This window comes from Isoptericola hypogeus (genome assembly GCF_039531145.1).
Classification (GTDB): Bacteria; Actinomycetota; Actinomycetes; order Actinomycetales; family Cellulomonadaceae; genus Isoptericola; species Isoptericola hypogeus.
In genome coordinates this window covers 325,338-346,671 of record NZ_BAAAPM010000009.1, presented here as the reverse complement: position 1 = coordinate 346,671, position 21,334 = coordinate 325,338, and the positions used below count along the sequence as shown (strand labels likewise).

Annotated in this window: 23 protein-coding genes; 10 read left to right on the top strand and 13 right to left on the bottom strand. The window is 73.6% G+C overall.

What is annotated here, in order from left to right; all coding sequences use genetic code 11:
• The first annotated feature begins 50 nt into the window (after positions 1-50).
• A complete protein-coding gene (locus tag ABD254_RS19575) occupies positions 51-677 on the top strand; it encodes a superoxide dismutase (protein WP_344250483.1) in 627 nt (208 codons plus the stop codon).
• Between the two features lie 153 nt (positions 678-830).
• On the opposite strand, the gene ABD254_RS19570 is transcribed toward ABD254_RS19575, so the two are convergent.
• From ABD254_RS19570 to ctaC, 4 genes are all read right to left on the bottom strand, one after another.
• Positions 831-1,658: an SCO4651 family lipoprotein gene (locus ABD254_RS19570; protein WP_344250482.1), complete on the bottom strand. Its 828-nt coding sequence runs from the start codon at positions 1,656-1,658 to the stop codon at positions 831-833.
• Between the two features lie 206 nt (positions 1,659-1,864).
• A complete protein-coding gene (locus tag ABD254_RS19565) occupies positions 1,865-2,266 on the bottom strand; it encodes a cytochrome c oxidase subunit 4 (protein ID WP_344250481.1) in 402 nt (133 codons plus the stop codon).
• On the bottom strand, positions 2,263-4,104 hold the full coding sequence (gene ctaD / locus ABD254_RS19560) for an aa3-type cytochrome oxidase subunit I (RefSeq protein WP_344250480.1): 1,842 nt from the start codon (positions 4,102-4,104) through the stop codon (positions 2,263-2,265). Before ctaD ends, ABD254_RS19565 begins: the two co-directional genes overlap by 4 nt.
• Complete coding sequence (gene ctaC / locus ABD254_RS19555) at positions 4,104-5,024, bottom strand: aa3-type cytochrome oxidase subunit II (protein WP_344250479.1); 921 nt, start codon at positions 5,022-5,024, stop codon at positions 4,104-4,106. The genes ctaD and ctaC overlap by 1 nt, the downstream gene beginning before the upstream one ends.
• A gap of 416 nt (positions 5,025-5,440) precedes the next feature.
• On the opposite strand from ctaC, the gene ABD254_RS19550 reads away from it, so the two are divergent.
• Complete coding sequence (locus tag ABD254_RS19550; RefSeq protein ID WP_344250478.1) at positions 5,441-6,649, top strand: cysteine desulfurase family protein; 1,209 nt, start codon at positions 5,441-5,443, stop codon at positions 6,647-6,649.
• Positions 6,646-6,930 carry a sulfurtransferase TusA family protein gene (locus tag ABD254_RS19545; RefSeq protein ID WP_344250477.1) on the top strand — a complete coding sequence of 95 codons (285 nt, stop codon included), beginning with the start codon at positions 6,646-6,648 and terminating at the stop codon, positions 6,928-6,930. The genes ABD254_RS19550 and ABD254_RS19545 overlap by 4 nt, the downstream gene beginning before the upstream one ends.
• Positions 6,931-6,992: 62 nt before the next feature.
• Here the strand turns inward: ABD254_RS19545 and ABD254_RS19540 are convergent, their stop codons facing one another.
• A complete protein-coding gene (locus ABD254_RS19540) occupies positions 6,993-7,343 on the bottom strand; it encodes a HesB/IscA family protein (RefSeq protein WP_344250476.1) in 351 nt (116 codons plus the stop codon).
• Positions 7,344-7,459: 116 nt separating this feature from the next.
• Positions 7,460-8,023, bottom strand: a complete 564-nt coding sequence (locus tag ABD254_RS19535; protein WP_344250475.1) for a glycerate kinase — start codon at positions 8,021-8,023, stop codon at positions 7,460-7,462.
• An 83-nt stretch (positions 8,024-8,106) separates the two neighbouring features.
• Between ABD254_RS19535 and nadA the strand changes: the two genes are divergently transcribed.
• The 3 genes from nadA to ABD254_RS19520 all read left to right on the top strand — a co-directional run bounded on the left by nadA (position 8,107) and on the right by ABD254_RS19520 (position 10,585).
• On the top strand, positions 8,107-9,342 hold the full coding sequence (nadA, locus tag ABD254_RS19530) for a quinolinate synthase NadA (protein ID WP_425553874.1): 1,236 nt from the start codon (positions 8,107-8,109) through the stop codon (positions 9,340-9,342).
• Between the two features lie 43 nt (positions 9,343-9,385).
• On the top strand, positions 9,386-9,985 hold the full coding sequence (locus ABD254_RS19525) for a DJ-1/PfpI family protein (protein ID WP_344250473.1): 600 nt from the start codon (positions 9,386-9,388) through the stop codon (positions 9,983-9,985).
• 63 nt (positions 9,986-10,048) lie between these two features.
• Positions 10,049-10,585: an acyl-CoA thioesterase gene (locus ABD254_RS19520; RefSeq protein ID WP_344250629.1), complete on the top strand. Its 537-nt coding sequence runs from the start codon at positions 10,049-10,051 to the stop codon at positions 10,583-10,585.
• An 81-nt stretch (positions 10,586-10,666) separates the two neighbouring features.
• Here ABD254_RS19520 and ABD254_RS19515 read toward each other — a convergent pair whose 3' ends face one another.
• Together ABD254_RS19515 and ABD254_RS19510 are read right to left on the bottom strand one after the other, a co-directional pair.
• Complete coding sequence (locus ABD254_RS19515; RefSeq protein WP_344250471.1) at positions 10,667-11,470, bottom strand: VOC family protein; 804 nt, start codon at positions 11,468-11,470, stop codon at positions 10,667-10,669.
• Positions 11,467-12,891, bottom strand: coding sequence for a dipeptidase (locus ABD254_RS19510; protein WP_425553873.1), 1,425 nt, complete (start codon positions 12,889-12,891; stop codon positions 11,467-11,469). Before ABD254_RS19510 ends, ABD254_RS19515 begins: the two co-directional genes overlap by 4 nt.
• Positions 12,892-12,997: 106 nt before the next feature.
• Here ABD254_RS19510 and ABD254_RS19505 point away from each other — a divergent pair, with 106 nt between their 5' ends.
• Positions 12,998-13,612: a DUF3043 domain-containing protein gene (locus tag ABD254_RS19505; protein ID WP_344250470.1), complete on the top strand. Its 615-nt coding sequence runs from the start codon at positions 12,998-13,000 to the stop codon at positions 13,610-13,612.
• A 59-nt stretch (positions 13,613-13,671) separates the two neighbouring features.
• Complete coding sequence (locus ABD254_RS19500; RefSeq protein WP_344250469.1) at positions 13,672-14,685, top strand: aldo/keto reductase family protein; 1,014 nt, start codon at positions 13,672-13,674, stop codon at positions 14,683-14,685.
• A 238-nt stretch (positions 14,686-14,923) separates the two neighbouring features.
• Here the strand turns inward: ABD254_RS19500 and yczE are convergent, their stop codons facing one another.
• Positions 14,924-15,865: a membrane protein YczE gene (yczE, locus tag ABD254_RS19495; protein WP_344250468.1), complete on the bottom strand. Its 942-nt coding sequence runs from the start codon at positions 15,863-15,865 to the stop codon at positions 14,924-14,926.
• 61 nt (positions 15,866-15,926) lie between these two features.
• On the opposite strand from yczE, the gene yczR reads away from it, so the two are divergent.
• Positions 15,927-17,471, top strand: a complete 1,545-nt coding sequence (gene yczR, locus ABD254_RS19490; protein ID WP_344250467.1) for a MocR-like transcription factor YczR — start codon at positions 15,927-15,929, stop codon at positions 17,469-17,471.
• Between the two features lie 87 nt (positions 17,472-17,558).
• Here yczR and ABD254_RS19485 read toward each other — a convergent pair whose 3' ends face one another.
• The 4 genes from ABD254_RS19485 to ABD254_RS19470 are packed head-to-tail and all read right to left on the bottom strand — an operon-like array spanning position 17,559 to position 19,739.
• Entirely contained in the window at positions 17,559-17,768 is a 210-nt protein-coding gene (locus ABD254_RS19485; protein WP_344250466.1) for a hypothetical protein, read from the bottom strand.
• Complete coding sequence (locus ABD254_RS19480) at positions 17,765-18,880, bottom strand: quinone-dependent dihydroorotate dehydrogenase (protein ID WP_344250465.1); 1,116 nt, start codon at positions 18,878-18,880, stop codon at positions 17,765-17,767. The genes ABD254_RS19485 and ABD254_RS19480 overlap by 4 nt, the downstream gene beginning before the upstream one ends.
• Positions 18,880-19,380: a hypothetical protein gene (locus ABD254_RS19475; protein WP_344250464.1), complete on the bottom strand. Its 501-nt coding sequence runs from the start codon at positions 19,378-19,380 to the stop codon at positions 18,880-18,882. Before ABD254_RS19475 ends, ABD254_RS19480 begins: the two co-directional genes overlap by 1 nt.
• On the bottom strand, positions 19,377-19,739 hold the full coding sequence (locus ABD254_RS19470; RefSeq protein WP_344250463.1) for a hypothetical protein: 363 nt from the start codon (positions 19,737-19,739) through the stop codon (positions 19,377-19,379). The genes ABD254_RS19475 and ABD254_RS19470 overlap by 4 nt, the downstream gene beginning before the upstream one ends.
• A 62-nt stretch (positions 19,740-19,801) precedes the next feature.
• Here ABD254_RS19470 and ABD254_RS19465 point away from each other — a divergent pair, with 62 nt between their 5' ends.
• Positions 19,802-21,304: a leucyl aminopeptidase gene (locus tag ABD254_RS19465; protein WP_344250462.1), complete on the top strand. Its 1,503-nt coding sequence runs from the start codon at positions 19,802-19,804 to the stop codon at positions 21,302-21,304.
• Positions 21,305-21,334 lie beyond the last annotated feature (30 nt).

Below are 21,334 nucleotides of genomic sequence, written 5' to 3'. Positions count from 1 at the left end.
CTGCCGCGTGCCGGCCACGGCCCGCGGCCTGATCCTGGAGGTAACTCAGCATGGCTGTCTACACGCTCCCTGACCTGCCCTACGACTACTCCGCGCTCGAGCCGCACATCAGCGGCAAGATCATGCAGCTGCACCACGACAAGCACCACGCGACCTACGTCGCCGGCGCGAACACCGCGCTGGACAAGCTGGCGGAGGCACGGGAGTCAGGCGACCTCGCCGCGGTCAACCTGCACGAGAAGAACCTCGCGTTCAACCTCGGTGGCCACACCAACCACACGGTGTTCTGGCACAACCTGTCGCCCGAGGGCGGCGGCGAGCCCGAGGGCGAGCTTGCCGAGGCGATCAAGGACCAGTTCGGCTCCTTCGCGGCCTTCCAGGCGCACTTCACGGCGACGGCGACGGGCATTCAGGGCTCGGGCTGGGCCGTGCTCGGCTGGGACGCGATCGGGGGCCGCCTCGCGATCTTCCAGCTGTTCGACCAGCAGGCCAACGTCCCGGTGGGCATCACGCCGCTGCTCATGCTCGACATGTGGGAGCACGCGTTCTACCTCGACTACCTCAACGTCAAGGCGGACTACGTCAAGGCGTTCTGGAACATCGCGAACTGGCAGGACGTGGCCGCCCGCCTCGACCGGGCCCGCACCCAGACGGCGGGCCTCATCGTCCCCGCCTGAGCCGCCTGCTCGGCGCCTCCGGTCGTCGCCACGGCGACGGCACCGGGCGCCGCGTGGCACCAAATCATCGAAGGGCCCTGCACGCAGCGTGCAGGGCCCTTCGGGTCTCTCGATCCACCGGGCGTCGCCCCTCGGGACGACGGCGTCCTGGCGTCAGCCGGCCGGAGCGAACTCCGAGTACGGCACGGTGTTCTTCTTCGCGGGCACCTTGACCTCGACGGGCTCGCCCCAGTTGCTGAACGCCATGTCCATGGTGAGCTCCTGGCCCGCCATGTCCATGACGACGTCGGCCTCCAGCGGCAGGCCGTCGGGGCCGACCTTGTAGGTCATCGTCATCTCCCCCACCTGGCCCGCCGTGGACTCGTCGAGGCCCGCAGCGCCCTCGACCTTGGTGGGATCCACGACCATCGTGTACACGTCAGCCTCGACGCCGTCGATGTCCTCGGTCCCGACGTGCTCGAACGAGGTCACCGCGTCAGCCATGGCCTCCGCCTGTGCGCCGGCGTCCATGGACGTCATGGAGTCGAGGGTGCCCGCCATGTTCGGGTCGTCTGCCAGCTCCTCGAACGTGGCCGTGAGGAACTTGCCCTCGGTCAGGCTGCCCATGCCGATGTACATGGTGCCGTCGACCAGCCGCAGGTCCATGTCCATGCCCATGGCGCTGGTCGTCATCTGCATCTCCATGTCCTCGGGCGCGGCGGACTCGCCCATGGCGAAGTCGCCCGACGTGGCCGTCCCCGTCATCCCGGTGGACTCGGCGAGCTCCCCGCCGTAGGTCATCTCGAAATGGGCTGACGTGGCCTCGGCCTGGGCCTCCTGCATCTGCCCCGCCAGCTCGGTGAGGCTCGCGGGCCGGACGACGGCCGCCTCCTCGGCGGCGCCCGAGGGCGCGTCGGGCTTCTCGCCTCCCGCGCAGGCGCTCAGGCTGCCGGCGACCGCCACAGCGGCGAGCATGACCGTGGACTTCTTCGTGACGCGCACGCGTACTCCTCGTCGATCGTCGTGGGACCACCATCTCACCACGGGCCGGCGGCGTACCGGAACGCCCCGGCGCCCCAGGCACGCACTCGTGACCACGTCGTGACGTCCGAGCCCTGGCTGACGGGCCAGGCCCCGTGGGCGCGCGGGAGCGACCGAGCCCCCGCTCTCGGCAGAGAGCGGGGGCTCGAGGGACGAACGTGGTGCCGTCAGTGGGCGTGCTGGCCCCGGCTGAACTCGAAGACCCAGCCGACGAGGCCGATGACGCCGAGCACGAAGCCGACGTACAGCACCCACCAGCCCACCGCCAGCCCCAGGAAGGCGATCGCGGCGGCCGAGGCGATCGCGAGCGGCCACCAGCTCCACGGCGCGTACACGCCCTGGTCGCCGGCGCCCTGCTCGATCTCGCCGTCCTCGTCGTCCTCCGGCCGGGGGTCGATACGACGCGCGGTCAGGGCCAGGTAGGCGCCGACCATGGCCATCAGCGCGCCCACGAGCGGGATCCCGAGGTAACCCACCGGCTCCTCGAAGTCGGTGAACAGCCCGTACAGGACGCCGACGACGACGAAGAACGGCGCGAGGAACAGGAACAGCTTGATCTCGATCTTCACTTGCGGTTCTCCTCCTCGTCCGGGCGCTGGTCGTCGATCACGGTCGTGCTCGAGCTCGACTGCCCGGACTCCCGGAGCTCGCTGTCCCGACGTTCCTGCACCAGCTCGCGCTGCCCGTGACGGTCGCCGTCACCGTAGACGTGGTCGAGCGGGGTCTGGCGCACGTGCGCCTGCTCCATCGCCGCGACCTCGGGGTGGTGCAGGTCGAACGCCGGGGACTCGGAGCGGATGCGCGGCAGCGAGGTGAAGTTGTGCCGCGGCGGCGGGCAGGAGGTGGCCCACTCGAGGGAGCGGCCGTAGCCCCACGGGTCGTCCACGGTGACCTTCGGCGCGTTGCGCCAGGTCGTGTACACGTTCCAGAGGAACGGCAGCGTCGACGCGGCCAGGATGAAGGCGCCGATCGTGGACACCTGGTTCTCCCAGGTGAAGCCCTCCTCCGGCATGTAGTCCGCGTACCGGCGGGGCATGCCCTCGACGCCCAGCCAGTGCTGGATGAGGAAGGTCATGTGGAACCCGATGAACAGCAGCCAGAAGTGGATCTTGCCCAGGCGCTCGTCGAGCATGCGCCCCGTGAACTTGGGCCACCAGAAGTAGAAGCCGGCGAACATCGCGAACACCACGGTGCCGAAGACGACGTAGTGGAAGTGGGCCACCACGAAGTACGAGTCGGACAGGTGGAAGTCGAGCGCCGGGCTGGACAGGATGATGCCCGTCAGACCACCGAAGAGGAACGTGACGAGGAAGCCGATCGACCACAGCATCGGCGTCTCGAACGTGAGCTTGCCGCGCCACATCGTGCCGATCCAGTTGAAGAACTTCACACCGGTCGGGATGGCGATGAGCATCGTCATGAAGGCGAAGAACGGCAGGAGCACGGCACCGGTCACGTACATGTGGTGCGCCCACACGGTGACGGACAGCGCGGCGATCGCGATCGTCGCGTAGATCAGCGTCTTGTAGCCGAAGATCGGCTTGCGGCTGAAGACCGGGAAGATCTCCGACACGATGCCGAAGAACGGCAGCGCGATGATGTACACCTCGGGGTGGCCGAAGAACCAGAACAGGTGCTGCCACAGGACGGCGCCGCCGTTGTCCGGGTTGAAGACCTGCGCGCCGAGCCGTCGGTCGGCGCCGAGAGCGAAGAGCGCCGAGGCCAGCGGCGGGAACGCCATCAGCACGAGGAGGCTCGTGACGAGCGTGTTCCAGGTGAAGATCGGCATCCGGAACATCGTCATGCCCGGGGCGCGCATCGTGATGATCGTGGTGATGAAGTTGACCGCACCGAGGATGGTGCCGAACCCGGCCAGGGCGAGGCCGAACACCCAGAGGTCTCCCCCGAGCCCTGGACTGAATGTCGTGTTGGACAACGGCGCGTAGGCGAACCAGCCGAACGACGCAGCGCCCTGCGGGGTGAAGAAGCCGGCGGCGGCGATGAGGCCGCCGAACAGGAACAGCCAGTACGCGAACATGTTCAGTCGAGGGAACGCGACGTCCGGCGCGCCGATCTGCAGCGGCATGATGACGTTCGCGAAGCCCGCGAACAGCGGTGTCGCGAACAGCAGCAGCATGATCGTGCCGTGCATCGTGAAGAGCTGGTTGTACTGCTCCTTGCTCTGCACCACCTGGATGCCGGGCATGAAGAGCTCGGCCCGGATGAGCAGGGCGAGGATGCCGCCCACGGCGAACCAGATGAACGACGTGATGAGGTACAGGTACCCGATCGTCTTGTGATCGGTGGAGGTGATCCACTTGATCACGGTGCGGCCGAGCGTCTGACGCTTCGGGGCGAGGCCTGGAATGACCTCGACGCCGTGCGTGGTGTCGGTGATGGCGGCCATCAGCCTGCGGCCTCCTCGGTGGGCTCGGTCTCACCCGACGACGGGTGCTGCTGGCGGTTGAGGTCGAGGCCGAGCTCGCCGGTCTGACCCGCGTCACGCAGGTCGTCCATGTGGGCGTCGTACTCGGCCCGGTCGACGACCTTGACGTTGAAGAGCATGCCGGAGTGGAACTCACCGCAGAGCTCGGCGCACTTACCGGCGTAGGTGCCCTCTCGGGTCGGCGTGACCTGGAAGGTGTTGGTGCGGCCCGGGATCATGTCCTGCTTGTAGAGGAACGCCGGGATCCAGAAGGAGTGGATGACGTCGCGCGAGTCGAGCGTGAACTCGACGGTCTCGTCGACGGGCAGGTAGAGCGTCGGCAGCTCCTGCGAGGTGCCGGGCGTGGAGTCCAGCTCGTCCTCGGCGGTCTGGCCGCCGACGTCGAGCAGGTGCTGCCCGGTGTCATAGACGCCGTCGGTCGTGTAGTTGAAGTCCCAGCTCCACTGCTTGCCGATGACCTGGATGCTGACGTCCGGCTCTTCGCTCGTGTCCTGCACCGCGCTCATGTCCCGGTCCGTGTAGAAGAACAGGACGAGGATCATGATCGTCGGCACGGCCGTGTACATGATCTCGAGCGGCATGTGGTACCGGGTCTGCACCGGCAGCTGGTGGTCGTCGCGGCGCTTGCGGTAGGCGGCGACGCACCAGAGCATCAGGCCCCACGTGATCACACCGACGACGAGCGCCGCGATCCAGGAGCCGACCCAGAGGTTGGTCAGACGCTCGGTCTGGTTGGTCACCTCCCCGTCGCTGTAGCCGGGCAGGTATCCGCGCTTGACGGAGTCGCTGGCACAGCCGGAGGCCAACACCGCGACGGCGCCGGCGATGGCCGTCGCGCGCAGGATGACCCGCCGGGTGCGGGTGGGGCTCTTCGAGTGCAAGGGAGGCCTTTCACGTCACGTCCTGAACCCGAACGCCACGGACCACCTGGTCACCGGGCACGCGGACAGGACCTTCGTCCTCGATGGGAAGCAGCCTAGCGCGCCGAGCGCCGCTTCGACGCCGCAAAGCCCCCGTCCGGACGTGACGATTTCCGCACGCGACGTCCACATCCGCCTCGTTGCGTACACACGCGATGGCGGTGTCAGATCGTTGCCCCGGCGTGTCAGATCGTCCGGTTCGCGCACCCAGGGGCACCGGGCGGTCGCGACGCGGGGCCGAGGGCGCCGAAACCGTCCCGGCGCCCGGAACTCCGCACCCCACCCGGCACTGGTGGCACGATCGTGGCGGACGGCGGTGACCGCCGACCTCGCTCCGGGGCGCCCCGGCGACCCTCCCGACCCTTCGAAGGCCCCGTGTGACGCACACCACCGACTCCCCCACCGCCTCCGGACCTGCCGGCCCTGCGCCGGACCACACCGCATCGCCGCGGCGCGCGTTCCTCGACAGCGGCGGGCGGGCGCCGTGGCACCCGCTCGCCCGCCAGGCCTTCCTCCAGGCGGTCGACGACGGCTGGGCCGACCCGCGCCGGCTGCACACCGAGGGACGCCGGGCCGCCCGCCTGCTCGACGGCGCGCGCGAGGCGGTGGCGGCCGCGCTCGGCGCCCGGACCGAGGAGGTGCGGTTCACCGCCAGCCACACCACCGCGCTGCACGCCGCCGTGCTCGGCGCCACGGCGGCGCGCCGGCGGGTGGGCGGCGACGTCGTGGTCGGCGCCGTGGAGCGGGCGGCCGTCCTGCACGCGGCGTCGGACGCGGCCGCGCTGCACTCCGGCACGCGGCGGGTCGTGCCGGTGGACCGGTCCGGGCGGGTCGACGTCGAGGCGTTCGCCCGCGCCGTCGCCCAGCCGGGGGTCGCGCTCGCCGCGCTCCAGCACGCCAACGGGGAGGTGGGCACGCGCCAGCCCGTCACCGCGGCCCACGAGGCGGCGCGCGCGGCGGGCGTGCCGCTGCTCGTCGACGCGGGCGCCGGGATCGGGCACGACGCGGTCCCGGACGCGTGGGACCTGCTGGCCGCCGACCCCGCCGACTGGGGCGCACCCGCCGGCGTCGGCGTGCTGGCCGCCCGCCAGCGGGTCCGCCTCACGGCTCCGTGGCCGGAGGACGCCGACCCGTGGGCCCCGGGGGGCGTCAGCGTGCCCGCCGCGTTCGCGGCGGCGGTCGCGCTGCAGGCGGTCGCCGCGGACCGGGCCGAGCAGGACGCCCGGAGAAGGGCCCTCGTGGACCGGGTGCGGCACACGGTGTCGCAGATCCCGGACGTCGAGGTCGTGGGCGACCCCGACGACCGCCTCCCGCACGTCGCGACGTTCTCGTTCCTCTACGTGGACGGCGAGGCGCTCGTGACCGAGCTCGACCGCGCCGGCGTCGCGGTGGGCTCCGGTTCCGCGTGCACCGCGGCCACGCTCGAGCCGTCGCACGTGCTCGCCGCGATGGGGGTGCTCACCCACGGCAACGTGCGGATCGCGCTCGACCGCTCGACCACCGGGGACGACGTCGACCTGCTCCTCGCGGTGCTCCCGGGAGCGGTGGCGCGCGTGCGCGAGCTGCTCGGGGTGGACGGGCTGTGACCGAAGGAATCCCGGGAGGAGCGGAGGTCGTCGTCGACGCGCGCGGCCTGCGCTGCCCGCTGCCGGTGATCCGGCTCGCCGCCCGCGCTCGGGACCTCCCGCCGGGCGCGCTCCTCTCCGTGCTGACGTCCGACCCCGCGGCTCGGCACGACGTGCCGGCGTGGGCCCGGATGCGCGGCCATGCCGTCGTGGGCGAGGAGCCGGTGGGCGAGGAGCAGCAGGACGAGGACGCCGACGTGCCGTGCTGGCGGCTCACGGTCCGCCTCGGACCCGCGTCGTAGCACCGGCCGGGCATGACGACGGCCCGGCCGCCGAGAGGCGACCGGGCCGTGCGTCGGGCGGATCAGGCGAACGAGCCGCCGCAGGCGCAGGAGCTGCCCGCGTTCGGGTTGTCGATCGTGAAGCCCTGCTTCTCGATGGTGTCGGCGAAGTCGATCTTCGCGCCCTCGAGGTACGGCACGCTCATGCGGTCCACGACGACCTCGACGCCGTCGAAGTCACGCAGCGCGTCGCCGTCGAGCAGCCGCTCGTCGAAGTACAGCTGGTAGATCAGGCCGGAACAGCCACCCGGCTGCACGGCGACGCGCAGACGAAGGTCGTCGCGCCCCTCCTGCTCCAGGAGGCTGCGGACCTTGGTCGCGGCGAAATCGGTCATGTCCACGCCGTGGGTGGCGATCTCGGTGGTGTCGGTCATGCTTCCTCCAACAAGCGGGGCAGGTCGGGCTGTTCCCGATCCTACGCGCGAATCCTCCGGGCGCGATGACGCGGCTCACATCACGTCCCGCGTGGCGCGACGTCGCGGCTCCGGCCTCAGGCCCAGCCCGGTGCCCACGTCCGGGCGACCCGCGCCACCGCCTCCTCGCCGACCACCTCGTGGACCCCGCTGAGGCCCGCCCCGGACCACTCCCGGCGGGAGACCTCGCAGCGCCCGGCGAGCAGCACGACCGGCACCGCGTGCGGCGCCGCGGCCTCTGCGGCGGCCGCGACCGGGCCGCCGTGCAGCGTCTCGCCGTCGAGCACCGGGACGTGCACGACGACGAGGTCGGCCTCGGCGACCCGCTCGCGCAGCAGCGCGGTCGCGGCCGGGACGCGCTCGGAGACGTTCGCCAGCCCGAGCGACGTGACCGGGACGAAGACGCCGACGGGCACGGTGCCGCCGTCCGGCCGGTGCGACGGACCGGGGGCCGCGGCCGGCAGCACCAGCGGCTCCACCGTGCACCGGGGAGCCGCCCCGCGCCACGCCGCGGCGAGCGCCGCTGCCCGCGCCGCGCCGCCCCGGCCGGCACCCACGTCGTCGGCACCGGCGTCGTCCGCGCCGCCGGCCCCGTCCCTCGGTGTGACGGCGTCGGCCTCGACGCACAGCAGCACGTGCATGCGGCGATCGTGGCACACCCGGCGCGCCGGGCGGGCGTCCGGCCGTCGTCCCCGCGGCCACGTGCGCCCGGCACTGTGGAAACATGTGGCGGGTGAGCACGCTGCTGAACGAACCGACGGGCACCACCGGTACGCAGACCGGCTTCGTCGAGCCCGCACCCTCCGCGCTCCTGCTGCTCGGGCAGGGCCGCGACCTGGCCTCCGAGCGCGGGGTGGAGTGCACCGGCGCCCTGCCGGCGCCGTCCGACCCGGACCTCGTGGAACGGGCGCGCGCCGCGCGCGCCGCCCTGGGCGACCGGGCGTTCGTGCTCGGCCACCACTACCAGCGCGACGAGGTCATCGACTTCGCCGACGTCACCGGCGACTCCTTCAAGCTCGCGCGCGAGGCTGCGGCCCGGCCCGAGGCGGAGTTCGTGATCTTCTGCGGCGTGCACTTCATGGCCGAGAGCGCGGACATCCTCACCTCGGACGCCCAGCAGGTCGTGCTCCCCGACCTCGCCGCCGGGTGTTCGATGGCGGACATGGCCGAGATCGGCCAGGTCGAGGAGGCCTGGGCGGTGCTGCAGGACGCCGGGATCGCCGACGAGGTCGTCCCCGTGACGTACATGAACTCCTCCGCCGCGATCAAGGCGTTCACCGGCCGCCACGGCGGCACCGTGTGCACCTCCTCCAACGCGCAGGTCGCGCTCCGCTGGGCCTTCGACCGGGTGGGCGGTGTCGACGGCAACGGCAAGGTGCTGTTCATGCCGGACCAGCACCTGGGCCGCAACACCGCCGTCCGGCAGCTCGGCATGAGCCTGGACGACTGCGTGGTGTTCGACCCGCGCAAGCCGATGGGCGGGCTCACCACCCAGCAGCTGCGCGACGCCCGGATGATCCTGTGGCGCGGCCACTGCTCCGTGCACGGGCGGTTCTCCGAGCGCAACGTCGCCGACGTCCGCGCCGCGGTGCCAGGCGTCACGGTGATGGTGCACCCGGAGTGCAAGAACGAGGTGGTGTCCGCGGCCGACCTCGTCGGGTCGACCGAGTTCATCATCAAGGCGCTGGACGCCGCGGAGCCGGGCAGCTCGTGGGCGATCGGCACGGAGCTCAACCTGGTGCGCCGCCTGGCCAAGGCGCACCCGGACAAGCAGGTGCACTACCTCGACTCGACGGTGTGCTTCTGCTCCACGATGAACCGGATCGACCTGCCGCACCTCGTGTGGGCGATGGAGTCGCTGGTCGCCGGGCGCGTCGTCAACCGCATCGTCGTCGACGCCGACGACGCGCACTGGGCGCGCGTGGCGCTCGACCAGATGCTCGCGCTCCCGGGGATCTGACCCCGGCGGGGCGCCCGGCGCGGCCGGGCAGGAAGGCACCACGATGAGCACGGACGGCGGTCTGCACGTCGGCATCCTCGTCTTCGACGACGCGGAGGAGCTCGACGTCGTCGGGCCGTTCGAGGTCCTCGCCGCCTGGGAGCAGCATTCCGCGATCAAGCCGCACGTGAGCACGTTCTCCCGCGACGGCGACGGCGTACGGCTGGCCAAGGGCATGCGGCTCGTGCCGTCCCGGTCGGCCGACGACGTCGGGCCGCTGCACGTGCTGGTCTACCCGGGCGGCTGGGGCACGCGTGCGATGCTCGCCGACCGGACGCACCTGGAATGGCTGCGGCTCGTGCGCGCGCAGACGCCGATCCTCGCCAGCGTGTGCACCGGCGCGCTGGTGCTCGCCGCGGCCGGGCTGCTCTCGGGCCGTCCGGCGACGACGCACCGCGACCACTACGACGACCTGGCGGCGCTCGACCCGAGCGTCGTCGTGGACACCGAGGCCCGGTTCGTGGACGACGGCGACGTCGTGACCGCGGCCGGCGTCTCGGCCGGCATCGACATGGCGCTGCACCTCGTGGCCCGGCTCGAGTCCGTCGACGTCGCCCGCGCCGTGCGGCGGGCGATCCAGTACGACCCCGCTCCCCCGGTCTGACGCGGTCCGCCGTCCGTTACCTGATACTCGCGGTCGGAGACATATCCTGCTCGCGTGACTCGAATGATCCAGCTCACGTGGGCGTCCCTGAGGCCGCGCAAGCCGGTCCCCGGCCGGGGCTTGCTGGACCCGTCCGTGACGCGGCTGCGCGTGCACCCGGGCGACCTCGACCTCTACCTGCACGTGAACAACGGCGCGTACCTGCAGATGATGGACGTGGCGCGGTCCAACTACATCGCCGACATCGACGGCTTCCGCAAGATCGGAGACCGCAAGTGGTACCCGGTCGTCGCCGCGTCGACCATGACCTACAAGCGCTCGCTCCAGCTGTGGGACCGGGTCGAGATCACCACCCGCGTGCTCGGCTGGGACGAGCGCGTCGTGTACATCGAGCAGGTGTTCACGTGCGGGGGTCGGGTCGCCGCGAAGGGGTACGTGGCCGGCCGCTTCCTCGGCCCGGGCGGCCTGCGCGTCCCCGCGCCCGACGTCGTCGCGCTCATGGGCCCGGACGCCCCCGCCACCAGCCCGGAGCTGCCCGACGACGTCGCCGCCTGGGCGCGGGCGCTCGACGTCGCGCACCGCGACGCCAGCCCGGCCTGACCCCGCAGCGCTCGGACTCGGACCCGCCTGGAACTCGACACCGGGTTCCAGCCGGCTCGTCCCCACGTGCTCGGGCTCGGCTCAGGTGTCGCGCAGGGTGGCCCGCGCCTCGGTGAGCGCCGCCTCGACCGCGTCGCGCTCGTCGGCGCGCGTCGTAGTGCCCGCGAGCTCCTCGAGCTCCGCGCACGCCGCGTCGGCGGCCGCGCGGTCGCCGTCGCGCACGCACAGCTCGACGAGGTACGCGAGCGCCGGGGCCAGCTCGACCGAGGGCGGCACCGTCGCACCGGCGCGCGCCCGGCGCACGGCGCCGGACAGGAGCTTGCGCGCCTGCGGCACGTCGCCCTTGGAGTCGGCGACCACGACGGCGTTCTCGGTGGCCCGAGCCAGCGGGCCGCCGCCGCCCGACTCCCACGTCATGGTCCCGCCCTCGCCCACGGTGAACTGCGTGGCGTCGTCGGGCGCGCGGGAGACGCGCACCCAGTTGCCCGCCGGGTCGACCACGCTGAAGCCGCTGAGCCCCGCGTTGTTGGCGCGCTTGCGCGGGCGCGTCACCCGCGGGGCACCCGACACCGGCAGGCGGCCGTGCAGGGCGCGCAGGCCCGCGGCGAACGCGTCGTAGACCGGCTCCGTGTCCGGCACGACGAGCACGCACGTGGAGTGGCTCGCGTCCGGGTCCCAGTCCGGCATCCCGTAGTACTGCAGCGCGATCCCGCCTCGGGCGAGCGCGACGACCGGATAAGGCCGGAGCTGGCGGTAGGTGAGCTCCAGGCCGAGCGCCGTCCAGAAGGTGGCCATCTCGTCGACGTCGCCGCACGGCAGCAGCGCGATCATCCGGGTCCGCGCGGCCGCTTCCTCGAACGCGGCCGTCGTGGGCCCGCCGGTCACGCCGGGGCCCCGGTCAGCCCGGCCACCTGGCGCAGCAGCAGCGCCTCGGCGAGCACGACCTTGCGGAGCTCGCCCAGGTGCACCGACTCGTTGGCACCGTGCGCGCGCGAGTCCGGGTCCTCGACGCCAGTGACGAGGATCGCGGCGGCGGGGAACTGCTCGAGTAGGTCGGCGATGAACGGGATGGATCCCCCGACGCCGATGTCCACCGGGTCGGTGCCCCACGCGGCGGCGAACGCGGCACGGGCGGCCCGCATCGCCGGGGAGTCTTCCGCGGCGTGGAACGCCTTGCCCTGCTCCCCCGGCCGCCAGGTCACGCGCGCGCCGAACGGGGCGTGCGCCTCCAGGTGGGCGCGCAGCGCGTCCTCGGCCGCCTGCGGGTCCTGACCGGGCGGGATGCGCAGCGAAAGCTTCGCCGCCGCCCGCGGCGCGATGGTGTTGGAGGCGTGGGCCACGCTGGTGGCGTCGATGCCGATGACGGACAGGGCCGGCTTGGTCCACAGCCGGCCGGCGATGCTGCCGGTGCCCGCGAGGGCGACGCCGTCGAGCACGGACGCGTCGGCGCGGAACGCGGCCTCGTCGTAGTCGACCTCGGGCTCCGGCGCGACGACGAGGCCCGCGACGGCGACCTCGCCCGCGTCGTCGTGCAGGGTGGCGACCAGCCGGGCGAGCAGCGTGTTGGCGTCGAGCACCGGGCCGCCGAACATGCCCGAGTGCACGGCGTGGCCGAGCACCTCGACCTCGATGACGCCGTCGACCAGACCGCGCAGCGACGTGGTGAGGGCAGGCACGCCCACCTTCCAGTTGGTGGAGTCCGCGACGACGATGACGTCGGCGGCCAGCAGGTCGCGGTGCTCGGTCAGGAACCGGTGGAAGCTCGGCGACCCGGACTCCTCCTCGCCCTCGACGAAGACGGTCACCCCGACCGCGAGCTCCCCGCCGAGCGCGGACAGGGCTCGCAGCGCGCCGACGTGCGCCATCACGCCAGCCTTGTCGTCGGCCGCGCCGCGGCCGAACAGCCGCTCCCCGACCTGCACCGGCTCGAACGGGTCGGTGTCCCACGTGGCGGCGTCGCCCGGCGGCTGCACGTCGTGGTGCGCGTACAGCAGCACCGTCGGCGCGCCCTCGGGCGCCGGGCGGCGGGCGACGACGGCAGGGGCGCCCGGCGCGCCGTCCGGTCGGGCGGAGCGCAGGATGTGGACATCGGGCAGCCCGACGCCGCGCAGCAGGGCCGCGACGGCCTCGGCGCTCGCCGCGACGTGCGCCTGGTCGAAGGCGGCCGCGGAGACGCTCGGGATCCGCACCAGCGCCTCGAGGTCGGTCTGCAGGGCGGGGAAGAGTGCGTCGACGTGCGCGCGCAGGGCCCGGACCTGGTCCGGGTCGCTCGCCGCACCGGCGGCAGGGGTCGTCGTGTCAGTCACGGGCCCACGCTACCCGCGCATCCCGCGCCGTCCGGCCCGGACGCGCCCCGTCTGCCGGCGGTGAACCGTGACCCCGACCGGCGCCGGGCTCGACTACCCTGGGGGCGTGTTCTCCCGCAACAAGTCAGGCGCGCCGTCGTCCACCCCCGAGACCCCCGACCCGGTCGACGCCGCGGCCGAGATCGAGCAGGCCGGCGCCCCGGCAGGCAAGGGCCGGCCCACGCCCAAGCGCAACGTCGCGCAGGCCGCCAACAAGCGCCCGCTCGTGCCGAACGACCGCAAGGCCGCCACGAAGGCCGCGCGCGAGAAGGCCCGCGAGCAGCGCAACCTCGAGTACAAGGCGATGCAGACCGGCGACGAGCGCCACCTGCCGCCGCGCGACAAGGGCCCGCTCAAGCGGTACGTGCGCGACTACGTCGACGCGCGCTGGAACCTGGGCGAGTTCTTCCTGCCCGTCGCGTTCGGCTTCATCGTGCTCAACCTGGTCTTCATGCAGAACGTGACCATGGCGAGCCTCGTCCTCGTGCTGCTGTACGCGGTCGTGCTGCTGACGATCGCCGACGCGTTCCTGCTGTGGCGCGGGCTGAAGAAGCGCCTGCTCGCCAAGTTCGGCGACGTGCCCAAGGGCACGATGATGTACGCCGTGATGCGCGCCTTCCAGATCCGCCGCTCGCGCCTGCCCAAGCCGCAGTCCAAGAAGCACGGCGTCTGGCCGGAGTGACCGTCCGTCCCTGAACCGTCCGTGCCGGACCGTCCGCGTCCGGCCGTAGGGTGACCGACATGGTCAACTACCGGTACCTCGGCAACAGCGGTCTGAAGATCTCCGAGATCACTTACGGCAACTGGCTCACCCACGGCTCCCAGGTGGAGAACGACGTCGCGACGCAATGCGTGCGCGCCGCGCTCGACGCCGGCATCACGACGTTCGACACCGCCGACGTCTACGCGAACACCAAGGCCGAGCAGGTGCTCGGCAACGCCCTCGCGGGCGAGCGGCGCGAGTCGCTCGAGATCTTCACCAAGGTGTACTGGCCCACCGGCCCCGGCGGCCCCAACGACACCGGCCTGTCGCGCAAGCACATCATGGAGTCGATCGACGGCTCGCTGAAGCGCCTGGGCACCGACTACGTCGACCTCTACCAGGCGCACCGGTACGACACCGAGACGCCGCTCGTCGAGACGATGCAGGCGTTCGCCGACGTCGTCCGGCAGGGCAAGGCGCTGTACATCGGTGTCTCCGAGTGGACGGCGGACCAGATCCGCGCCGGCGCCGCGCTCGCGAAGGAGCTCGGCTTCCAGCTCATCTCCTCCCAGCCGCAGTACTCGATGCTGTGGCGGGTCATCGAGGACGAGGTCGTGCCCGCCTCGAAGGAGGCCGGTCTCTCGCAGATCGTCTGGTCGCCGATGGCGCAGGGCGTCCTGTCCGGCAAGTACGTGCCCGGGCAGCCGCTGCCCGCCGGCTCGCGCGCCACGGACGACAAGGGCGGGGCGAAGATGATCTCGCGCTTCATGAACGACGACGTGCTCGCCCGGGTGCAGGGCCTGCGGCCCGTGGCCGACGAGCTCGGCCTGTCGATGGCGCAGCTCGCCGTCGCCTGGGTGCTGCAGAACGACAACGTCGCCGCCGCGCTCGTCGGCGCCTCCCGGCCCGAGCAGGTGGCGGAGAACGTCAAGGCCTCCGGCGTGACCATCCCCGCCGAGCTCATGGCGCGCATCGACGACGTGCTGGGCGACGTCGTCGAGCGCGACCCGGGCCTCACCGCGAAGAACGCCCCGCAGGCCCGCGTGGCCTGACCCCCGTGCCGACGTAGCGCCCGGTGACGGTTCCGCGCAGGGAATCATCACCGGGCGCTACGTCGGCAGGCGCGGCGCCGCCTGCGCGTCGCTCGCGGCGCGCCGGGCCGCCGGGCCGTCTACCGGACCCTCGGATGCGACGGTCCGCGACCTTCTGCCGCAAGCTGATGCCCGGCCCCGTGAAGCCCGCAGCCAGCCCTGTGATGGCCGAGCGTCGACGCCGCACCCGCCCGCGCGGTCAGCGACCGTGCTCGCTGCGGATCACGTCGAGGGCGCGGGAGATCTGGCGAGCCCGGCGCGTCGTTGCGTCGCCGGGCCCCTCGGCGGGCTCGTCGCCGGCCGCGCGCGCCGTCCGCGAGGGTCCGGCGGCCGTGAGGCCCGCGGGGACCAGCCAGCGCCACCGGGCGGCCGCCTGGACCACAGGGCCGACGCCGAACGCGTAGGCGATCGTCGCCCAGCCGAACGTGCCGCCAAGCAGCACGCCGACCACCACGACCGTCACCTCGATGCCCGTCTTGACCAGCCTGACCGACCAGCCGGTGCGCGTCACGAGACCCGTCATGAGGCCGTCACGCGGGCCGGGGCCGAGCCGGACACCGATATAGGCGGCGGTGGCCACGCCGTTCAGCACGATGCCGCCGGCGGCGAGGCCGACACGCGCCGCCGTGCCGGGGTCGGGGACGAGCCAGCCGACGGCGGCCAGGGACGGCCCGATCGCCACCGAGATGACGACGACGTTCGCCACCGTCCCGATGCCGGGCCGCTGCCGCAGCGGCACCCAGGCGAGCAGCACGAGCACCGACGTGAGCGCGACGACGGCGCCGAACCCGAGGCCGGTCGACCGCACCACGCCCTGGTGGAGCACGTCCCACGGCGTGCCGCCCAGCCCGGCGTGCAGGAGCATCGCCATCGACCATGTGTAGGCACCCAGCCCGAGGACCAGCTGCGCGCCGCGCCGCGTCGGCGCCATCGTCACGCTCGACAAGCTCGTCGCGCTCGTCGCACTGGTCGGGCTGGTCGCACCGGTCGGGCTGGTCGCACTGGTCTGGCTGGTCGCGCTCGTCGCGCTCGTCGGGCTCGTCGGGCTCGTCGCACCGGCCTGGCTGGTCGCGCTGGTCGCGCTCGTCGGGCTCGTCGCACCGGTCGGCACGGTCGGGCGATCCACGGTGGTACGGCTCATGCCTCCACCCTGGCTGCCGAATGGCCTTGTGATCCATAGCCAATGGGGGGACAGTGGCACCGTGACCGTCACCTCCCTGCAGCACGCGAGCACCGTCCGCCCGGACCCGAGGTCCGCGACCCGCCCCACGGCGGCGCCCCGCGCCGTGCGCCAGGTCTCCCCCGCCGCGGTCGCCCGGCTGCTGGGCGGTTGGCGCGCGGGCGGCCCCGCCTACGTCGCGCTCGCCGACGCGCTGCGCGCCGCCGTCCTCGCGGGGACGCTCGCGCCCCTCACCCGGCTGCCGAGCGAGCGCGAGCTCGCCGCGGCCCTGGGCGTCTCGCGGACCACGACCTCGGGCGCGTACTCCCGCCTGCGCGACCTCGGGTTCCTCACCAGCCGGGTCGGGTCCGGCACCGTGACGACGCTGCCCCGCCGCGCCGCCGCCGGCCTGGACGGCGCCCCGCTGCGCGCGGGCGACGCCCCCGCGGCCGACCCGCGGGCGCGGCGCCCCGACGGGCGCGGCGCCAGGCGGCCGGGCATGCCGGACGCGCCGGGCGGAGCGGCGATCGACCTCGCCCAGGCGACGCCGTCGGCCACCCCCGCCCTGCACGACGCGTACGCCCGTGCGCTGGAGGACCTGCCCGGCTACCTCGGCACGGGCGGCTACGCGCACTTCGGCATCACGCCGCTCCGGGAGGCGATCGCCGCCCGGTACACGGCCCGTGGCGTGCCCACGACGGCGGACCAGATCCTCGTGACGACAGGCGCCCAGCAGGCGATCGCGCTGCTCGCCCAGACGTTCGTCGGTCCCCGGGAGACCGCCGTGGTCGAGTCGCCCACGTACTACCACGCGCTCGAGCCCCTCCGACACGCAGGCGGTCGCGTGGTCGGCGTGCCCGTGGGAGACGTCGAGACGCTCGCCACGGCAGTTCGACGCACCCGCCCCCGGCTCGTGTACCTCGTCCCGGACTTCCACAACCCCACCGGCGCCACCCTGTCCGCCGAGGCACGCGCGGCCGCACGCGACGTCGCCGACCGGTACGGCGTGCCGGTGGTCGGCGACGAGACCCTCACCGACCTCGCGCTGGACCCGGGGGCCGAGGTGCCGGAGCCGTTCGCCGGGGACGGCGCGTCGCCGCACGTCGTCACGATCGGGTCGGCGTCCAAGTCGTTCTGGGGCGGGGTGCGCGTCGGCTGGGTGCGGGCCGACGCGCAGGTCGTGCGGCGGCTGGCCCGGGTACGCCAGTCCGCCGACATCGCGACCCCCGTGCTCGAGCAGCTCGCCGTGGTCGAGCTGCTCGCCCGGCGCGAGGAGATCCTGCCGGAGCGGCTCGACGGGCTCCGGGCGCGGCGCGACCTCCTCGTCGACCTGGTCCGCGAGGCGGTCCCCGACTGGCGGGTGCCGGTGCCGGCGGGCGGGCTGTGTCTGTGGGTCGACCTCGGGCGGCCCACGGCCCAGGGGCTCGCGGCGGCGGCGGTGGCGCACGGCCTCCTGGTCACGCCGGGCCCGGTGTTCACCCCCGACGGCTCCGCCCGCGACCGGGTGCGCCTCACGTTCACGCGCGAGCCCGAGCAGCTGCGGGACGCCGCGGACCGGCTCGCCCGCGCCTGGGCTCAGGTCACGTGACCCGAGCCCGCCTCGGCCGAGATCACGAGAGGCGCGGAGGGACGCCCGGGCGCGTCCACCGGCCGCTCTCCGCCGTCCGGGCGCCGCTCAGGGCGTGCGCAGCTCGACGCCCGGCGTCGCCTGGGCGCCGTCGTGCAGCAGCCGGGCGACCGTCGCGCCGGCGGCCGCGAGCTCGCGCCAGTGCTCGCCGAGCCACTGCTCGGCGTCGTACTGGGTGGTGAAGACCGGGCTCGTCACGTCGGGCACCGCGCCGCCCGTGGCGTCGTCGACCGCCCACTCCCAGCGGGGCCGGATCACGCGGCGCTCCCGGAGGTGTCCCCGGACGCCGCGCCGGCGATGCTTCCGGCGGCCAGCGATCCCCGCGTGCGTGTCAGCGCCCGGTTGACCCGCGACGGCCACAGCGGGCCGGAGTAGACGAACGACGTGTACCCCTGGGTGAGATCAGCCCCCGCGCGCAGGTAGGCGCGCACGTCGTCGGCGCCCGTCACCCCGCCGACGCCGATGATCACCGGGCCGGCGCCGAGGCGCGCGCGCAGCCGGGAGACGACCTGCAGGCCGCGCTCGAGCAGCGGGGGGCCGGACAGCCCGCCCGGGCCGCGGCCGTGGCCGATCGTCGTGTTCACTGCGACGACGCCGTCGAGCCCGAGCTCGTCGACGAGGTCCGCGACCGCGTCGACGTCCTCGTCCGCCAGGTCGGGGGCGATCTTCACGAGCAGCGGGACACGGCGCGCCCCCGCGGCGGCGGTCGCCTCGTCCGCCGCCTCGCGGGTGGCGGTCAGGATCGGGCGCAGCTCGGCGGTGGTCTGCAGGTCGCGCAGGCCCGGCGTGTTGGGGGACGAGACGTTGACGACCAGGTAGTCCGACCACGGGGCCAGCTCGCGCGCGCACGCGGCGTAGTCGTCGGCGGCCCGCTCGGCGGGCGTCGTCTTGTTCTTGCCGATGTTGGCGCCGACGACGACGGCGCGGCCCGCGGGGGTGGCGCGCAGGTCGCGCAGCCGGGCGGCGGCCGCCGCGGCGCCGTCGTTGTTGAAGCCCATCCGGTTGCGGACGCCCCGCACGTCGAGCTCGCGCCACATGCGCGGGCGCTCGTTGCCCGGCTGCGGGCGCGGCGTGACGGTGCCGATCTCGACGAAGCCGAAGCCGAGCATCGTCAGGCCGCGGATCGCCCGGGCGTTCTTGTCGAACCCGCCCGCCAGGCCGAACGGCGCGGGCACCGTACGACCCAGCACGTCGATGCTCCCCGGCCCGCCGAGCCCGCGGCCCAGGTACGGCGCGAGCGCGCCCTGCACGACGTCGCGCAGCACGGGGACCCGCCCGGCGCACGCGATCGCGCGGAACGCGAGCTCGTGCGCACGCTCGGGGTCCATCCGGCGGAAGACGCCGTTGAACAGCAGGGTGTACGGGCTCATCAGGCCTCCGGGTGCGGGGTGGTCGAGGAGTCGTGCGTGCGGCCGGGCCGGGGGACGGCGTGCGGCCGGCTCGGCCGAGTGTGCCAGAGCCACCAGAGCCCGACGAACGGCAGGACGAGCGGGATGTACCCGTAGCCCTGGCCCAAGCCGGACCACACCGTGGTCTCGCCGAAGACGTCGGGCGCGACGACGGACGCCGTCCCGACCGCGACCACCCCGACCGCCTCGAAGGCCACCGTCACCCAGGCGACGACCCGCCAGCGCGGCCCGCCCTTGGCGAGCGCCAGCGTGGCGATCACGTAGACGACGGCCGACAGCGTCGACAGGGAGTAGGCGACGGGGGCCTCGGTGAACTTCGTCGCCAGCTCGTACGACGACCGGCCGAGCGCGGCGAAGGCGAGAACGCCGTAGACGGTCACGAGCAGGCGGCCGAACCCGGAACCCGTGCGGCGGGCGGGCGTCGCGCCCGGGTCGGCCGGCGTCGCGTCGGCGCGGGTCATGCGCCGGCCCCCCAGATCTGCCACAGCCGCCAGTCGAGGAACGCCACCGTCAGGGCGGCGACCGCGAGCACGACCGACGACCACTTGGTGCGCTCGGCGAACGCCCAGACCGCGGCGACGGGCAGGATCACGAGCGCGGTGGCGACGTAACCCCAGAACAGCGGGCCGTCGACGGCGTGGTCGCGGGTCGCCATCAGGACTCCGGCGAGCACCGCCTGCACCACGAGCAGCGCCTCGACGACCGCGGCGCCGAAGAGCTGCCGCAGGATCACGGCCCGGTCCCGGGCGACGAACCACAGCGCCCACCCGGCGAGCGCCGCGCACGCCACGACGACGAGGATCAGCAGGGGAAGGACCACGCCCGCAGACTACCGGGCCGCCCCGGTGCGACCGGGCCCGGGGGCGGCGATAGCATCGGCGGGTGGCAGACCTCACCCTCACCGCCAAGAATCCAACCACCCTCAAGGCCGACGCGCTCGTCGTCGGGACCTGCTCCACGTCTGACGGCGTCGCCGTCGTCGCGGACCAGCTGCCCACCGACCTCGTGCGGCAGATCGAGAACCTCGCCCCGCGGCTCGGCGTCACCGGCGCCGCCGACGAGGTGCGCAAGCTCCCGGCCGGCGACGGCGTCAAGGCCGACGTCCTCGTGCTGACCGGCCTGGGCGAGCGCGACGCCGACGGCACGTTCTCCCACGAGAGCCTCCGACGCGCCGCCGGTGCCGCCGTGCGCGACCTCGCCGGCACCGCGCACGTGGCGCTCGCACTGCCCGCCGTGGACGAGGAGGAGCTCGCCGCGGTCGTGGAGGGCGCCCTGCTCGGCGCGTACTCCTACACCCGCTACCGCGGTGCGGACGTCGCGGCCAAGCGGGCGCCGGTCGGCAGCCTCGAGGTGGTCACCTCCTTCGCCCGCTCGGCCCGCGCCAAGGCCGCCGTCGGGCGGGCCGAGGTGCTCGCCGCGGCCGTGCACGGCGCGCGCGACCTGGTGAACGCGCCGCCGAACGACCTGTTCCCGGGGGCGTTCGCCGACGCGGCCAAGGCGGCCGTGAAGGAGCTCGGCGCCAAGGGCGTCAAGGTCACGGTGCTGGACGACAAGCAGCTCGCGGCGGGCGGCTACGGCGGCCTCGTCGGCGTCGGCCAGGGCTCCGCCCGCGGCCCGCGCATGGTCAAGCTCGCGTACGCGCCCGCGAAGGCGAAGCAGAAGGTCGCCGTCGTCGGCAAGGGCATCACCTTCGACACCGGCGGCATCTCGCTCAAGCCGCCGGCGGGCATGCCGGCGATGAAGTCCGACATGGCGGGCGCCGCGGCAGTGCTGCACACCGTCCTCGCCGCCGCGCGCCTCGGGCTGCCCGTGGCCGTCACCGGCTACCTGTGCCTGGCCGAGAACATGCCGGGCGGCAACGCGCAGCGCCCGGCGGACGTCGTCACGATCCGCGGCGGCAAGACCGTCGAGGTCACCAACACCGACGCCGAGGGTCGCCTCGTCATGGCGGACGGTCTCGTGTCCGCGGTCGAGGACGGCCACGACGTCGTCCTGGACATCGCCACCCTGACGGGTGCGCAGATGGTGGCGCTCGGCAACCGCACGTCGGGGGTCATGGGCTCCGACGACGTGCGCGACGAGGTGAAGGTCGCCGCGGACACCGCCGGCGAGGCCTTCTGGCCGATGCCGCTGCCGGAGGAGCTCAAGGCGGGCCTGAAGTCGACCGTCGCGGACATGGTGAACTCCTCCCCCGAGCGCTGGGGCGGGATGCTCTTCGCCGGCCACTTCCTCGCCGAGTTCGTGGGCGACGTCCCGTGGGCGCACCTCGACATCGCCGGCCCGGCGTACAACGAGAAGTCGCCGTTCGGCTACACGCCCGCCGGCGGCACCGGCGTCGGCGTGCGCACGCTGCTGGCGTTCCTCGAGTCCCGCGCGCAGGGCTGACGATCACACGCAGGACACGACGGCGGCGCT